The 15281-nt window shown below is 42.8% G+C and carries 14 protein-coding genes and 1 pseudogene; 8 read left to right on the forward strand and 7 right to left on the reverse strand.

The window, feature by feature from the left end:
• Positions 1-147: 147 nt before the first annotated feature.
• The gene (locus tag GQR42_RS13440; protein ID WP_158200350.1) at positions 148-1335 is read right to left on the reverse strand and encodes an RNA-guided endonuclease InsQ/TnpB family protein; all 1188 of its coding nucleotides are present in this window, start codon (positions 1333-1335) and stop codon (positions 148-150) included.
• 197 nt (positions 1336-1532) lie between these two features.
• On the opposite strand from GQR42_RS13440, the gene GQR42_RS13445 reads away from it, so the two are divergent.
• The 5 genes from GQR42_RS13445 (at position 1533) to GQR42_RS13465 (ending at position 7371) form a co-directional block, all read left to right on the forward strand.
• Positions 1533-4841 carry an Ig-like domain-containing protein gene (locus tag GQR42_RS13445; protein WP_158200351.1) on the forward strand — a complete coding sequence of 1103 codons (3309 nt, stop codon included), beginning with the start codon at positions 1533-1535 and terminating at the stop codon, positions 4839-4841.
• 2 nt (positions 4842-4843) lie between these two features.
• Complete coding sequence (locus GQR42_RS13450; RefSeq protein ID WP_158200352.1) at positions 4844-5263, forward strand: carboxypeptidase-like regulatory domain-containing protein; 420 nt, start codon at positions 4844-4846, stop codon at positions 5261-5263.
• 87 nt (positions 5264-5350) lie between these two features.
• Positions 5351-5740 (forward strand): carboxypeptidase-like regulatory domain-containing protein, encoded by a 390-nt coding sequence (locus tag GQR42_RS13455; RefSeq protein WP_158200353.1) that lies wholly within the window; start codon positions 5351-5353, stop codon positions 5738-5740.
• 96 nt (positions 5741-5836) lie between these two features.
• Entirely contained in the window at positions 5837-7069 is a 1233-nt protein-coding gene (gene cbiE / locus GQR42_RS13460; RefSeq protein WP_158200354.1) for a precorrin-6y C5,15-methyltransferase (decarboxylating) subunit CbiE, read from the forward strand.
• A gap of 50 nt (positions 7070-7119) precedes the next feature.
• Complete coding sequence (locus tag GQR42_RS13465) at positions 7120-7371, forward strand: hypothetical protein (RefSeq protein WP_233271392.1); 252 nt, start codon at positions 7120-7122, stop codon at positions 7369-7371.
• A gap of 238 nt (positions 7372-7609) precedes the next feature.
• Here the strand turns inward: GQR42_RS13465 and GQR42_RS27760 are convergent, their stop codons facing one another.
• From GQR42_RS27760 to gatA, 4 genes are all read right to left on the reverse strand, one after another.
• Positions 7610-7792 (reverse strand): aspartate aminotransferase, encoded by a 183-nt coding sequence (locus tag GQR42_RS27760; protein ID WP_199273316.1) that lies wholly within the window; start codon positions 7790-7792, stop codon positions 7610-7612.
• A 9-nt stretch (positions 7793-7801) separates the two neighbouring features.
• On the reverse strand, positions 7802-7972 hold the full coding sequence (locus GQR42_RS27765; RefSeq protein ID WP_199273317.1) for a DUF2887 domain-containing protein: 171 nt from the start codon (positions 7970-7972) through the stop codon (positions 7802-7804).
• A 120-nt stretch (positions 7973-8092) separates the two neighbouring features.
• Positions 8093-9127 carry a hypothetical protein gene (locus tag GQR42_RS13475; RefSeq protein WP_158200355.1) on the reverse strand — a complete coding sequence of 345 codons (1035 nt, stop codon included), beginning with the start codon at positions 9125-9127 and terminating at the stop codon, positions 8093-8095.
• Positions 9128-9320: 193 nt separating this feature from the next.
• On the reverse strand, positions 9321-10772 hold the full coding sequence (gatA, locus tag GQR42_RS13480) for an Asp-tRNA(Asn)/Glu-tRNA(Gln) amidotransferase subunit GatA (protein ID WP_158200356.1): 1452 nt from the start codon (positions 10770-10772) through the stop codon (positions 9321-9323).
• A gap of 136 nt (positions 10773-10908) precedes the next feature.
• Between gatA and GQR42_RS13485 the strand changes: the two genes are divergently transcribed.
• The 3 genes and pseudogenes from GQR42_RS13485 to hetL form a co-directional block, all read left to right on the forward strand.
• On the forward strand, positions 10909-11919 hold the full coding sequence (locus tag GQR42_RS13485) for a DUF6398 domain-containing protein (protein ID WP_158200357.1): 1011 nt from the start codon (positions 10909-10911) through the stop codon (positions 11917-11919).
• Between the two features lie 415 nt (positions 11920-12334).
• Positions 12335-12697, forward strand: a complete 363-nt coding sequence (locus GQR42_RS13490) for an ArsR/SmtB family transcription factor (protein ID WP_002738764.1) — start codon at positions 12335-12337, stop codon at positions 12695-12697.
• A gap of 349 nt (positions 12698-13046) precedes the next feature.
• Positions 13047-13631: pseudogene (gene hetL, locus GQR42_RS13500) on the forward strand (heterocyst differentiation pentapeptide repeat protein HetL); the annotation flags it as partial.
• 293 nt (positions 13632-13924) lie between these two features.
• On the opposite strand, the gene GQR42_RS13505 reads toward hetL, so the two are convergent.
• On the reverse strand, positions 13925-14062 hold the full coding sequence (locus GQR42_RS13505; protein WP_002739211.1) for a photosystem II reaction center protein K: 138 nt from the start codon (positions 14060-14062) through the stop codon (positions 13925-13927).
• 50 nt (positions 14063-14112) lie between these two features.
• A complete protein-coding gene (tgt, locus tag GQR42_RS13510) occupies positions 14113-15237 on the reverse strand; it encodes a tRNA guanosine(34) transglycosylase Tgt (protein WP_158200358.1) in 1125 nt (374 codons plus the stop codon).
• Positions 15238-15281: the final 44 nt, after the last annotated feature.

Consider the following 15281-nt stretch of genomic DNA (forward strand, 5'->3'; position numbering starts at 1 on the left):
CGATCGCATTGTTATTTCGGCAACGGGTTTTGGTGGAGGATTAACCCCCGATGGGGTTCTCGCAGACTCTCAGTTTGTCTTAGGAAAGACTGCGGTTGATAGTGTTGACATCCTCGCCGCCGTAAAACGGACGGCGATTCCCAAACCTCACGATTTGGGTTTCTGCTTCTTTCCCTTGCGGGGTTCCGCACCTGCCGCCCCAGTTTTACTCTGTTCTGGTCTTATGGTCGCTCTACAGACTGACACCGCAAGTCCTGCGGCCAAAATGTTTTTACTGGCGTTAATATCTCGGTCATGGTGCGTCCCACAGCTTGGACAGTCCCATTCTCGAATATTTAACGGCATTTTCTCAGCAATATACCCGCAATTACTACACCTTTTAGAACTAGGAAACCATCTATCTACTTCGAGGTAATTTCTCCCATACCAACGGCATTTATAGGCTAATTGTCGGGTAATTTCTCCCCAACTAACGTCAGATATTGCCTGAGATAATTTCGGGTTTTTGACCAGATTCTTGACGGCTAAATTCTCAACTACAATCGTTTGGTTTTCACGAACTAATTGAGTGGTTAGCTTGTGTAAATGGTCTTTTCTGCTATCGGTGATTTGAGCGTGAATTCTGGCTACTTTGATTCTTGCTTTTTCCCGATTTTTTGAACCTTTCTGTTTTCGAGAAAGGCTTTTCGATGCTCTTCGCAGTCTCTGATAATGCTTTTTAAAATGCTTAGGATTAGATATTTTGTCACCATCGCTGGTAATTACTAGGCTACTAATTCCTAAGTCAATTCCGATGGCTTTATCGGTTGGGGGTAAGGGTTTAATTGTTGGGTCATCAAATCTTATTGAGATATGCCAACGCCCAGAGGGATGCAATCTGACTGTTACTGTACTTGGTTCACAGCTTTCTGGGATTTGTCTTGACCATCGAATAGGTAAAGGTTCTGTGCATTTGGCTAAATAGATTTGTTTGTCTTTAAATTTAAAAGCAGATTTGGTAAATTCGGCACTTCCTCCTTGATGTTTTTTCTTAAAGTTAGGATACTTAGTACGACCAGCAAAGAAATTAGTGAAAGCTGTTTGTAGGTGTCTTAAACCTTGTTGTAAAGGTACACAGCTTACCTCGTTGAGAAAGTCTAATTCTTCTTGCTTTTTCCACTCGGTTAGCATTGAAGAAGTTTGAGCATATCCTACTCTTTCTTGTCTTTCGTACCATGCTTGTGTTCTGAGATGGAGAGCTTTATTGTAAACTAATCTTACACAGCCCAATGTGCGCCGCAATAGCGACTCTTGTTCGGGTGTTGGGTAAAATCGAAACGAATAGGCTTTTTCCATGTCTCACATTTTAGCATATATGGTGTAAATGCGCTAATATTTAACGGTAAAGCCGTCGTAGAACGACGGGGTTTCAGACCCAAATTTTCGATGACCGATTTATCTATGATCCAGCTACTGGAAATCTGTTCTTCGATCCTGATGGCAATGGTGCTGCACCTCAACAACAGATTGCTATTCTAACAGGCGCACCTAACTTGAGTGCAGGGGATATCTTTATTTCTGGCAATTCAACAACCCCTAGCATCAAAATTACCGCCCCATCCACTAATGTCAGTGACACCGAAGTAACCATTGAATGGAATGCCTTTGATGCTGACTCAGAAGCAACCATTAGCTTATTCTACGACACGGACAATCAAGGATTTGATGGTGTCTTGATCGCTGATGGATTAGCGGAAACTGATGGACAAGGAAGCTTTGTTTGGAATACCGAAAATATTCCCCTAAAAGATTATTTTATCTATGCTCAAATTTCTGATGAAACCCATTCTCCTGTTTTTAGCTACGCCAAAGGACAAGTTCTATTAAAACCTGTCGTAGAGGTAGAGGCCGATTTGTCGGTTACTAAAACCGCTAGTATAAGCTCGGTTGAATTAGGAGAAACCTTTACCTACACCATTCAAGTCACTAATAATGGCTCAGTTACGGCGCAAGGGGTGACAATTACAGAAATATTACAAGAACCTGTTACTTTTGTTTCTGCCAGTCTTACCCCCTCTCAACAGAGCGACAATGCTTTTACTTTCGATATTGGGGATCTCCCATCGGGTGAAAGTCAAATAATAGAAGTAATGGCGATCGCTCCTACACTATTAACGGGAACAATCATCTCTAATACCAGCGTTTCAAGTGAAACCAATGATCCTGATCTAACCAATAATGTCGCACTTTTAGCAACTGAAGTCACTGCAACCGCACTACCCGACTTAGTGGTAACTCGTACTGATAGTTCAGGTGAGGTTAATATTAACACTCCCTACAATTATACTTTAACTGTCACTAATAATGGTTCTGCCACAGCAACAGGGGTTATTCTTACAGAACAATTACCTTCGACGGTTGATGTGATCAGTTTTTCTAGTAATCTACCAGAACAGCCATCAAATTTGGTAGATATCATCAAGTTTGAATTAGATGCAGGGGAACGAGTCATTCTCGATCTTGATGCTCAAGAATTAGGTTCACCGCTAGATTCTGTGCTACGTTTATTCGATTCAGCCTGGAATGAATTAGCAGAGAATGATATTGATTTTGGAACTCCATTTCCATTAGATTCTTATATCGATTTTACGGCTTCGGTTTCTGGGACTTATTACGTTGGTGTTAGTGGATGGTCAAATTTATTTTACGATCCCTTTATTGATGGTAGTGGAGATTCAAGTTCCTCATATGGTGACTATACACTTGAAATTAAAGTAGGAAGTGGAGGTTCTACCAATCAGGTTGTTTTGAGTGAACCTAATAATATTATTTCCCAAGCAGTAGATAGTGGGTTGAGTTCAGCTAATCAGGGTATTTTCATCGGGACAGGTTCAATTCGGACTGATACCAATCCAATTACCTTTTTCAATGGAATTATTGCTGCTGATGTCGGTACTCTCAGTAGTGGTGAAAGTGCAACAATCGATTTGACCCTTTCCTCGATCGCTGCTGGTAATCTCAATAGTACAACTATTGTAACTGGCAATGAGTCAGATGCGAATCCCCTCGATAACTTAATTGCTGGCACACAAGCGGTTAATTCAATTGCCCCCGCGGAGATCGATTTAGAACTGACTCAAACGGTTAATAATTCTAATCCTGCGATTGGGGATGAAATTACCTTAACCTTAACCCTTGCTAATATCGGTCCTGGGGTCGCTAGTAATATTCAAGTGACCAATGTTTTGCCCTTAGACTTAGCGTTTATTTCTGTCGTTACTGAACAGGGGACTTATGACAGCAACACAGGCATCTGGGATGTCGGTAATATGCGAGATAATCTTAGCCGTACTCTGACAATTACTGCACAAGTAAATGGGGGTCAATCTCTTACGAATACGGCTCAAGTTACGGCAGTTTTTGAAGCAGACCTTGATTCTATTCCCAATAATAATGACCCCAATGAAGATGATCAAACTTCTGTTTTGATCGATGTTCAAAATGTCGCTCCAATCGTTCAAGGAAACAAAACCCTAACAGTTTTAGAAGATGCGTCTGCTACTTCCCTCAATATTTCTACGCCAACTGATGGGAATGGTGATAACTTAACCCTAACAGTAGAAACAATTCCAGATGGCACAAAAGGTCAAATTTTCTCAGGAAATAACTTAGTTAATACAGGGGATGTTTTAACACCACAGCAATTAACCAGTTTAGTCTTTGTTCCGATTGCTAATGCCAATGGTACGGCGGGAACGTTTAGTTATACCGTCAGTGATGGTCAAGGGGGTACAACTTCGCAAACGATTACATTAGCCATCACGTCAGTCAATGATGCGCCTGTTGCCCAAGCTGACACGGCGACTACCGCTCAAAATACGCCCCTTACCTTAGATATCCTTGCCAATGACAGTGATATTGAAGGTGACTCCCTTTCTCTGACTTCTTTTAACCAAACTTCCAGTCAGGGCGGTACAGTCAGCCGAGATGAAAACGGGACTCAAGGCGATCTCACTGATGACAAACTGCTTTATACTCCCGTAACTGGGTTTATTGGTATTGATAGCTTCACTTACACGATTAGCGACGGTACAGATAGTGGCACGGCAACGGTAAGTATTACTGTAATCTCTACCACCAACCAGCCGCCCCAAGCCGTTAATGATGTGGCGACTACGACACAAAATACCCCTCTAATTATTCCCGTTGCTACTCTCTTAAGTAATGATACTGACCCAGATTTGGGTGACAGTCTCAATCTTACAGGTGTTAGTAATCCCAGTAATAGCAGCGTCGAGTTGGATGGCTCAAACGTTATTTTTACGCCGTTGGCTGGCTTTATTGGTCAAGCTGACTTTGATTACAGTATAAGCGATAGTCAAGGAGAAACTAGCACCGCCAGCGTTGATATTGCTATCGATCCCTTCTTAGGAACTCCGGGTCGAGATACCGTTACTGGAACGGATCTTGATGATATTCTCATGGGGGGTTTAGGGGCTGATAACCTTACAGGAAACCAAGGTCACGATCAATTTGTTTATCAAAGTATCCGAGATGCAGGAGATGTGATCAAAGATTTTGAAGTGGGCATAGACTATATTGTATTTACTGCCTTACTTAATAGTCTTGGATATGGAGGTTCTAATCCGATTGCGGATGGCTATCTGAAATTTGGTTCACGCGGGAACGATACTGTCATTCTTTTTGATGTTGATGTTGGCAGTTTTGACCAGTCATCGGCTCTTACCGTTAATAATGCTCAACTATTTCCATTTAATCAACCCATTCCTGAATCAAGTTCTTTACTCAGTTTATTAGTTCCTCTCGGATTTTTTGCTGTATCATTTCTTCATCGGAGATAGACATGAACCTATTTCCTAAACAACTGACAATTACCTTATTAGCTCCATTAATATTATTAGTCAGTAGTTGTAGCTCAAAATTAATTTCTGCGCCGGGGATTAAGGGACGGTTTATCGAAGAGTCAACAGGAAAACCAATTGCCGGAGCTAAGGTGAGATATACTCATATAGGCGATGGATTGACCAAAGAGAGTACCACAGATGCTGAGGGTCGCTTTATTTTTCAGCCTGAATTTACAGAGGGTTATGCAGGATATCCCACATCGCCTGTAAGTTTACAAGTCAGTCTTGAACTGCTTATAAGAGATAAGCACAACTTCTCTTCCGCCTATCATTTTGTCAAAAATACTGATGTTGAGAATGCCCTCATTGATGTGGGTGATATTCGAGTTAATCAGTTTTTTCTAACACCCTCACCCTAATAACACTTTTCTATTTGAGGTAAGCGAGGGAAAATGCTTCTGTTTATACCTCCTAAACAACTGACAATTACCCTATTAGCTCCCTTGATGTTATTGGTCAGTAGTTGTAGCTCAAAATTAATTTCTGCGCCGGGGATTAAGGGACGGTTTATCGAAGAGTCAACAGGAAAACCAATTCTAGGAGCTAAGGTGAGATATACTAATATAGGCGAGGGCTTGACCAAAGAGAGTATCACCGATGCGGATGGTCGCTTTATTTTTCAGCCTGAATTTACAGAAGGCTATGCAGGATATCCCACATCGCCTGTCGGTTTACGGGTAAGACTTCAACTAATGATAAAAGATAAGCACAACTTTTCATCTGTCTATCCTTCTGTGAAAAATTCTGCTTATCCTTCTGTGAAAAATACAGATGTTGATAATGCTATGATCGATGCTGGTGATATTAAAGTTAATCGTTTTTTTTTAAACCCCTAAGACCCCTTTTTTCTTGAGGTAAAATATGTCATTAAGAATCAACCAGAAAACCAAGATCATACTTTGATTAAGCAACAACCAAAATTTTTTTTAAACATGGCGGATCGCAATTGTAAGTCGAAATGGCTATCGATCATAGGAATTGGTGAAGATGGCTTAGAAGGGTTAAGTTCAGTCGGGCGAAGTCTGCTTTCTTTAGCATCAGTTATTGTCGGTGGTGAACGTCATCTGGCAATGTTACCCCCAGAGGATCAACGGCAAAAACTGCTCTGGACTTCTCCCATTCAAGACTCTGTTAACGAGATCATCCGCCGTCGTGGTCAATCCGTCTGTGTTTTGGCCAGTGGTGATCCTATGTGCTACGGGATTGGTGTCACTCTCACCCGTCAGATTCCCCTTGAGGAAATGACGATTATTCCCTCTCCTTCTAGCTTTAGTCTTGCCTGTAGTCGTTTGGGTTGGTCCCTGAGTGAAGTGGAAACTTTGAGTTTGTGTGGTCGTCCTCCGGCTTGGTTGAATGGAGTGCTTTATCCCGGCGCTAAACTGCTGGTACTGAGTGCCGATGCCCAGACTCCTGCGATCGCTGCTCGGCTTCTAACCGAGGCAGGTTTTGGCGAAAGTCCCATCACGGTTTTAGAACATCTAGGGGGAACCCAGGAACGCCACATCCAAGGCATCGCCAACGATTGGCAGTTTACAGATCTGGCAGATTTAAATGTCATCGCCATTAGCTGTATCTCCTCCCATCCTCCTACCCGGGCGCCGCGCCTTCCCGGACTGCCGGATTCTGCTTACCATCATGACGGACAGTTGACAAAAAGAGAAGTTCGTGCTATCACTCTGAGTACATTGGCTCCCCTACCCGGACAATTGCTCTGGGATGTGGGAGCGGGTTGTGGTTCCATTGCCATTGAGTGGCTGCGTAGCGATCGCCGTTGCCAGGCTATTGCGATCGAACATCATCCCACCAGATTACAATACATTGCCGATAATGCCGCCGCCTTGGGAACGCCCCATCTGCAAATCGTCGCCGGAATCGCACCGAGCGCCCTGAAAGATTTACCGCCACCGGACGCTATTTTTATTGGTGGCGGTATCACCACACCCCACCTATTGGAAACCTGTTGGTTAGCCCTGCGCCCCGGGGGTCGTCTTGTTGCCAACACTGTTACAATTGAAAGCGAATTAGTCCTCTTGCAATGGCATAGTAAATTAGGAGGGGAACTGCTGCGGATTGGTATTGAAAAAGCCGAACCTGTCGGTAAATTTTTAGGTTGGAAAGCAATGGCCCCCGTAACCCAGTGGACTGTTCTGAAACCGAGATTGTAATTTGTAGGATGGGTTAGCGCACTCCGTAACCCATGCGGGTGTTGGGTTTCATGCTTCAACCCAACCTACGTTCTATCCAGCTTAACCCCGTTGATCGTTCCCTATCGCCTCTAGAAACCCCAGCCTTGGCTGATACGGGAGCCTTGCATCTCTGCATTCCTGCACATATTCAAATTCAGTTAAAATTAACTGAAATCGATCGCAAGGAGGTAATTTTAGCCGATGGTTCCCGTTGGTTCCCTACGTTGGGCCGATCGAAATTCGTTTCAAAAACCGCGTCGGTTTCGTCGGTGCCTTGGTGATGGGGGATCAAGTATTGCTTGGCGCTATCCCAAGGAAAGATTTGGACTTAATCATTATTCCGACAACCCAGACTATTGATATTAACCCCAATAGTCCTAATCTAGCTACCTCGATCGCTAAATAGATAGACCCCAGAAATTATATTAATTTATCAAAGTTCGGAGAATAATTGACTGTTGATTGATAGCGATCTAGATTGGAAAACCATTGTTAAAATGGAATCAGTTTGAACTTTTCCTATTCCCTTTGAGTCGCTTGTCTAACCTGTTCGATCTCTAATTCTAAAGCTTGTGCTATCTGTTCAACCTTCAATCCTAACGCCAATAAACGAGGAATAGAGGCTAATTTTGCCGCTAATTCGCCTTCTTCTAAAGCTTCCTGATACACTTTAGTTTGTTTTAAATCACTTAAACTAAACATCGCTTCTATCTACTTTCTACTGACTTGGGGTAACTTATAAACCAAAATTGTCTCTATCAATTCTAAAAGTTCTGGCTGTTGTTTGAGATTAGGGAATTCTTCTCTAATCCGTGGAATTAATTGTTTTCCCTGCTCGATCGCTCTTGCGGTTGGTGCTATGATTAATTGTAAAACCCTCATCAACAAAGTTTTACTTCAATATATGGAAGGCAATTAAACTCAGCACCAAGCATGACCCTTCCGTAATTCTACTTTAGGCTATAATTATAAGAACCATCAAATGCACCCTATTCTTATTCTTCAAAAATCAAGGTTTATATCATAAAAATCAAAAAGTTTTTGGAAAAAATCTACTACTATAGACTCATAGGTTTCTTGCATAATTTCATAAGCTCCAAATCGATAAACTTCATAACCTAGCAATTTTAACTTTCTATCTTCAGCTACCATTTCTGCATAAAGCTGAGGCTTCGCATATTCTCCATCAGCATAATGTTGTTTACCATCAATCTCGATAACAATTCTTTTTGATTTTGGCAATAATAATAAAAAATCCATACGTTGTCTTATCAATCTTCTCCCATTGTTATATCTTTTGAGTTCTTTGATAGTATAGGGATCATAATGTAAATAAACTTGTGGCAGTAGAGCGGGCGAATTTTCACCCCAACGACGACATAATTGCTCGTTTTTATAGTAAGTGTCAAAAAATCTAGATTCTACTCCATTATTTTGCAAGGATTCTTTAAGTCGTTTGTAAAGAGAATCTGCCGCTTCTGAATTTGACCAGCTAATAATTTTTTTATACTCTTTCCACCAATCAATTAACTCTATCCATAATAATCCATGACTTTGAATCGGCTTATCATAGATCAAACAGGATTCTTTATACTTCGTAATTTCAATATCATTGCTAAGTGAATCTGAAAAAATAATTTCTGGTTTAAAAGAATTAGAGGCAAAAATAATATTTTTGATATTTTGATGTCCTAGTTTTTTGGTTAAATGAATTGTGTAGCCATTACTATCAACTTGAAAACCACTTTTTTCACAAATTCCTCTTAAAGTTTGCTTATGCTCTTCCTTAACATTATAACTGTTGTATAAAAGTATTGATTCAATTACTTTCAGAAATTTCTGAATATCGTTTTGATTTTCCCAATCAATCTTTGAGTAGTATCCATTCAATTGATCTAGGCGCGTAGATGGACGAGGCTCGTATTTATCAAATCCCGCCTCCGTAAACCAACTATCTATTTGATCAATATAATATTTATATTTTAAGCAGCAAAATTCTCGAAACTCACTCTTTAATAAATCTAGAGATATATTCATAGAGACACATCAACTTTCGGAGAAATCACCGATACATACAATACCAAATTCTGGCAATTCAGCATTAGGATCAAAATCAACAGATTGGTGGGTTATGGCGAATACCTTATTAGTTGCTTAACTGTCTCATTTGTCATCGCCTAACCCACCCTACTATTTGGCTACCGGCAAAAGATAGCCACCAGCAATTGTATCAATTTGTAAAAGATGGTTGACGTTTGTGCCAATCGGTAGCCTGTTCGTAGGCGTGGGCGACATGAAATAATTGATCTTCGCGCAGCACATTACCGACTAATTGTAAACCAATCGGCAAACCTTGCCCATCAAAACCGCAGGGAAGACTTAACCCGGGTAAACCGGCTAAATTGACGGGAATAGTCATTAAATCCGATAAATACATACTCAGAGGATCCGCCGTTTTTTCCCCAGCTTTAAAAGCTGTGGTCGGTGAAGTGGGAGAAACTAACACATCTACCGATTGAAAAGCTCGATCGAAATCCTCTTTGATCAAAGTCCTCACCTTTTGTGCTTTCAGGTAATAAGCATCATAATAACCCGCCGAGAGGGTATAGGTTCCCAACATAATCCGGCGCTTAACTTCCGCACCAAAACCCTGAGCGCGAGTCTTGGTGTACATATCAATCAAACTATCGGCATCTTCCCGAATACCGTATTTAACCCCATCGTAACGGGCTAAATTCGCCGATGCCTCCGAGGGGGCGATAATGTAGTAGGTGGGCAATCCGTAACGGAAACGGGGACAGGAAATCTCTTTAATCGTAGCACCGAGAGCCTTTAACTGCTCTAAAGCTTGATTAACTGCCTCGGCAACCACCTGATCCAAACCTTCCCCGAAAGTTTCCTTAATTACGCCAATTTTTAACCCTTTTAAACTGGTTTTCAGGAATTGGCTATAGTCGGGAATCGGCAGATTGAGACTGGTAGAATCTTGGGGATCGTAACCCGCGATCGCTTGTAATAAAATCGCCGCATCTTCTACGGTACGACCAAAGGGACCGATCTGATCGAGAGAAGAAGCGTAAGCCACCAAACCAAAGCGAGAAACCAAGCCATAGGTCGGTTTTAGCCCGACAACGCCACAAAATGAAGCCGGTTGACGAATTGAGCCTCCGGTATCCGATCCTAGAGCGACCACGCATTCTTGAGCGGCCACAGCCGCAGCCGAACCCCCGGAAGAGCCTCCCGGCACCCGGGATAAGTCCCAAGGATTAGCAGTAACGTGATAACCAGAGTTTTCCGTGGAACTACCCATGGCAAACTCGTCTAAATTGGTTTTACCGACGATAACTGCCCCTAAATCCCGTAATTTTTGGGTAACGGTGGACTCGTAGGGGGGGACAAAATTTTCTAAAATCCGAGAAGCGCAGGTGGTGGGGATACCCTTGGTGCAGAGATTATCTTTTAATGCGATGGGAATACCTGCCAACAGATGCAGAGATTCACCTCTAGCTATTTTCTCGTCCACTTTTTGGGCTTGTGCGAGGGCTAAATCCGGAGTTAAATGGAGAAAGCTTTTTACTTGTGGTTCGATCGCTTCAATACGAGCGATAAATTCTGTGGCGATTTCGACGGCTGTTTTTTCTTTATTAACGAGTTGTTGATGCAGTTGACGAATCGAAGTCATGTTCAGTTACCGGTTACAACTACCGTCAGGAGCAAGCAACAACCCCGGACAGCAAAGACTATTTTAGCGTCAGTTTGGCTGTCGGTCAGCTAATCTCCTAAAATTAAAGGAAAGCCTGGGAGGAAAACCTACAGTTATGACTTTTAATATCCGACAATTAGATAATTTAGACTACGATGAAGCCGAACCCTTACTAGAAGATTATATTACTGGAGCGATCGAAGAATATATCAATTCTCCAGAAGGACAGGTCTATTATCAAGAAAAACAAGAAGGTGGTGGTTGGATTGCTACCTTGATCGAGTTGGGCTATCTCTATGAAGGTTATACCCTTGCTACCATGACTAAGGCAGATGTGCAAATCTTAATGGAAAAGATTTTACCACGCAAAATTACTATCCTCGATCCGACGGAAACCGAAGATGCTATCCCTGAATTAATTAGTTTTTGGCAATTTTTGGGACGAGAATATAAATTAACTCAGGCTAAGGCTATTATTAAATATTTAGAACAATTAGGCGATCGCTTTGGTCAACTGATGAACAATCCCAGCAGTGGCGGTTTTATGAAAAATCTCTTGTTACAAGCGCATCAGCAGGGTTTTGATATCACCAGTCAGGAGGGTTTAACAGCTTTTCAAGAAAAATATAATGCTGAACAACGCGCCAAACAGCAAGCGGCAGCAACATCGAAAAAAACGCCTCCAGCTGTTCCTAAATCGGAAAATGTTCCCAAGGCAATGCAGGCAAAATATCAAGAAATTATCGATATTACTGATAAATTTGCCGCTAAATATCTTAATGAAGAATACGCCCAACTTATTCGCCAATTAACCGCAACTTTAGCTCGTAAGCGTCCCTCTCCCCTAGAAAAAGGTAAAGCCAATTCCTGGGCTGCTGGCATTACTCACGCCCTAGGAATGGTCAATTTTCTCTTCGATCCTAGCCAAAATCCCCACATTTCGGCCACAGAACTTTATAAAGCTTTTGGGGTTGCTCAAAGTACAGGACAAGCTAAATCAAAACAAGTGAGAGATTTACTGAAGATGTCCTATCTTGACTCAGAATGGGCTTTACCAAGCAATTTAGAGAACCATCCTAGCACTACGGTCCGGCAGTTAATCAGTACCATGCTCGGTGATAATTAGGGTTTGCTGAAAAAGTCTGTTGGTGGAGTTAGAAGGCACTCTTGCAGCAGTAGATTCCTGAATGACCCAATCTCGATCGAGTTTGCCGACTAGACTCTAGTTACACTTTGCTGAATAAAGCTAAAAACCTTGTTGGGTAACACTTTTAGACCTTTTGTCAATCAAAAAGTGCTGGATATGGGAGTGATCGGGGGGAAATTTAGGCACTTTTTCCCTGAAAATTAGGTAATTGGCCACCTCAAAACTGGTAAAACCCCACACCCCACACCCTACACCCCACACCCTACCCCTAGGAAAAACTTTTTGCCGCAAACCCTAGTTACCTTTCCAGTTAAACTATAGTAGTCAATAGTTATAAAGTTTTAAACGATCACCTATTGTCAGCCTTTTTAACTGGTCACTTTATTACCTACCTATGTTAGACAGTTTCTCCCCCCAAACCTCTAGCGTTGTCCTCGCTTCGGTGGCGGACTATTTCAAAGTCCTGTCGGAAGTCAGTCGCCTACAGATTCTCAGTTGCTTGCAATTAGGCGCGATGAATGGTAAAGAAATCGCTGAAGCTACCGGACTAGGTCAGGCCAATCTCTCCAAACACCTGAAAGCTTTAACCCAAGCGGGAATTATCTCGCGGCAACCCCAAGGAGTCAGCGTTTACTATCAAATTACCGACCCCGTCATCTATGATCTCTGTCAGGTGGTTTGCGATCGCATTAGTCAGCAAATGCGTCAACGGGCCCGAGAATTCGAGAGTCTGCCGGCTTTCCATCTCCCTAAATAAAAATCCCTAAACCCTTGACATTTTGCGTTAATTATGATAGGTAAAAATTTTCATGCTCCTAGAAGAACTTTGTCAACGCTATCGGGAGGGAGAAAGAGATTTTCGGGGGATTAATTTGCGGGAAGGCGACTTAACTAGGGTCTGCTGAATAAATCTAAAAACCTTGTTGGATAATACTTTTAGACTTTTTTCCCATCAAAAAGTGCCTTGGCTAGGGGTGATCGGGGGGAAAATTCAGGTACTTTTTCCCTGAAAATTAGGTAGTTGACCACCTGAAAATCGGTAAAACCCTACACCCCACACCCCACACCCCACACCCTGCCCCCAGGGAAAACTTTTTCAGCAGACCCTAACTAATATTTCCCTCCCAGGAGTCAATTTTTGCCGTGCAGATCTGCGACAGGCCCGGTTAGGAAAGATAGGACTTTCGCGATCGCTGCTGAGAGAAGCGGATTTAAGTGAGGCGATTCTCTGGGGAGCAGATTTAAGTCAAGTGGACTTTTATCGAGCTTGTTTACGCGATGCGGACTTAAGCGGAGCTAATCTGATCGAAGCCAATTTAGAAGCCACTTATTTAACCAAAGCCGTCTTAAACGGTGTTAATCTCAATAGTGCTAATCTCCAGCAGGCCGTATTAATTGATACGGATTTTCGCTCCACTTCCGACCAACGCACGGACTTAGGCAAAACTAACTTTTGCGGAGCCGATCTCAACTATGCTAATCTGAGCGGCTCCCTGTTATATCGAGCCAATTTGGCTGATTGCCGACTTTGCCGGGTTAATTTTCGTGCTAGTCCCGAAAGAGACGGATTTATTACCGATCTCACCGGGGCCAGTTTCCAGGGTGCGGATCTCAGTTATGCGGATTTGCGCGGGGCAATTTTAGAAGATGTGGACTTGACTGATGCTGATTTAACCGGGACTTTGTTTTAATCTGGGGAGCTTTTTCAGTTATCAGTAATCAGTAAACAGTAATCAGTGAAAAGATCTTACTTCACTTAAAACTCAAATCCGATAACAAGGGCTGAATCTCAGACCTAATTGGTTAAGCTAAAAGCTTTGATGTGCTTAGTCTCTAACCTTCTTTTTAGGTAGGAAAATTGTCAGATTCTGTCTTTTGCCTCTTGCCTGTTGCCTCTTGCCTTCAGAAGCTGATAACTGCTCACTGATAACTGATAACTTCTCACTGATAACTGCTCACTGATAACTGATAATTAAGGGTCGATTTATTTAAAACCGACGGATGCTTGCCAAACAAAGGCCAGCAAGAGGAAAAATAGGGGAATCAGGGGCAAGACATCGACTAAGGGGTCGAAAATTTGGTATGCTTCCGGCAATTTGGCGAACAAAAGTGCAGTTTCCATCTCTCTATCTACCTTGACAAGAAAATTTTCAAACGTTTCCTGAAATTTTATCACGTTGGGGTAACATCTACGGCATCCTCAAGCCAAGGGGCAAAATCTTGGGCAAAAGTCCCTCCTAGGATAGATTGACGAATTTCACGGGTAAATCTGATTAATTCGGCGATATTGTGCAGAGATAAGAGAATATAACCCAACATTTCCCCCGATTTAATTAAATGATTCAGATAGGCACGACTAAACTGTTGACAGGTGTAACAGGGACAAGTCTCGTCTAAAGGGGCGAAATCCTCCTTAAAACGGGCATTTTTGAGGTTCCAACGCTCCCCCCGCACCAAAGCCGTGCCATGGCGACCAAAACGGGTGGGAATGACGCAATCAAACAGATCTATGCCACTAGCGATCGCCTTGGCCATTTCTCGATAGGTTCCCACTCCCATCAGGTAACGGGGTTTATTTTCGGGGAGTAAAGGGGCAGTTATCTGGACAATGCGATGAATTAGGCTCGTTTCTTCCCCCACACTCACGCCACCGATAGCATAACCGGGTAAATCGAGTTTTACTAAAGATTCCGCCGCCGCTGCCCGTAAATCCTCATAGATTCCCCCCTGGACTATGGCGAATAAAGCCTGTTCTTGGGGTCGTTGATGGGCCCTCAGACAGCGCTCTAACCAGCGATAGGTGCGTTCTATGGATGCTTTCATGGTCTCATGACTGACTCCCGTGGGGGGACATTCATCGAAGGCCATAATCACATCAGCACCGAGGGCATTTTGAATCTGAATCGATTTTTCTGGCGTAATTTCGATTATTCTACCGTCCCGGGGCGATCGAAAAGTGACTCCCGATTCTTTAATTTGCCGCAGTTGACTGAGGCTAAATACCTGAAATCCACCCGAATCTGTTAATATTGGCTGATTCCACGCCATAAACTCGTGTAAACCTCCCGCTTTCTCGATAATACTTTCTCCAGGCTGCAGATGCAGGTGATAGGTATTAGCGAGAATCATTTGCGCCCCCGTGCTGGCGATTTGAGCGGGGGTCAAACCTTTCACCGTGGCCAAAGTTCCCACGGGCATAAAACGGGGTGTTTCTACCGGTCCGTGGGGAGTATGCCAAACCCCAACCCGCGCACCAGTTTGGGGACACCGAGCGATTAATTCAAAGGAAAATCCCACTGTTTCAGTTATCAGTTATCAGTTATCAGTAACCAGTTATCAGT

It is taken from the genome of Microcystis aeruginosa FD4 (assembly GCF_009792235.1).
Lineage (GTDB): Bacteria > Cyanobacteriota > Cyanobacteriia > Cyanobacteriales > Microcystaceae > Microcystis > Microcystis viridis.

Excerpts from the sequence above, each read along its gene's own strand:
- cbiE (WP_158200354.1), top strand. The coding sequence starts at position 5,837 with ATGGCGGATCGCAATTGTAAGTCGAAATGGCTATCGATCATAGGAATT.
- GQR42_RS27760 (WP_199273316.1), bottom strand. The coding sequence starts at position 7,792 with ATGTTTAGTTTAAGTGATTTAAAACAAACTAAAGTGTATCAGGAAGCT.
- GQR42_RS13485 (WP_158200357.1), top strand. The coding sequence starts at position 10,909 with ATGACTTTTAATATCCGACAATTAGATAATTTAGACTACGATGAAGCC.
- GQR42_RS13505 (WP_002739211.1), bottom strand. The coding sequence starts at position 14,062 with ATGGAAACTGCACTTTTGTTCGCCAAATTGCCGGAAGCATACCAAATT.
- GQR42_RS13490 (WP_002738764.1), top strand. The coding sequence starts at position 12,335 with ATGTTAGACAGTTTCTCCCCCCAAACCTCTAGCGTTGTCCTCGCTTCG.
- GQR42_RS13455 (WP_158200353.1), top strand. The coding sequence starts at position 5,351 with ATGTTATTGGTCAGTAGTTGTAGCTCAAAATTAATTTCTGCGCCGGGG.
- GQR42_RS13475 (WP_158200355.1), bottom strand. The coding sequence starts at position 9,127 with ATGAATATATCTCTAGATTTATTAAAGAGTGAGTTTCGAGAATTTTGC.
- gatA (WP_158200356.1), bottom strand. The coding sequence starts at position 10,772 with ATGACTTCGATTCGTCAACTGCATCAACAACTCGTTAATAAAGAAAAA.
- GQR42_RS27765 (WP_199273317.1), bottom strand. The coding sequence starts at position 7,972 with ATGAGGGTTTTACAATTAATCATAGCACCAACCGCAAGAGCGATCGAG.
- GQR42_RS13440 (WP_158200350.1), bottom strand. The coding sequence starts at position 1,335 with ATGGAAAAAGCCTATTCGTTTCGATTTTACCCAACACCCGAACAAGAG.
- GQR42_RS13465 (WP_233271392.1), top strand. The coding sequence starts at position 7,120 with ATGCTTCAACCCAACCTACGTTCTATCCAGCTTAACCCCGTTGATCGT.
- GQR42_RS13450 (WP_158200352.1), top strand. The coding sequence starts at position 4,844 with ATGAACCTATTTCCTAAACAACTGACAATTACCTTATTAGCTCCATTA.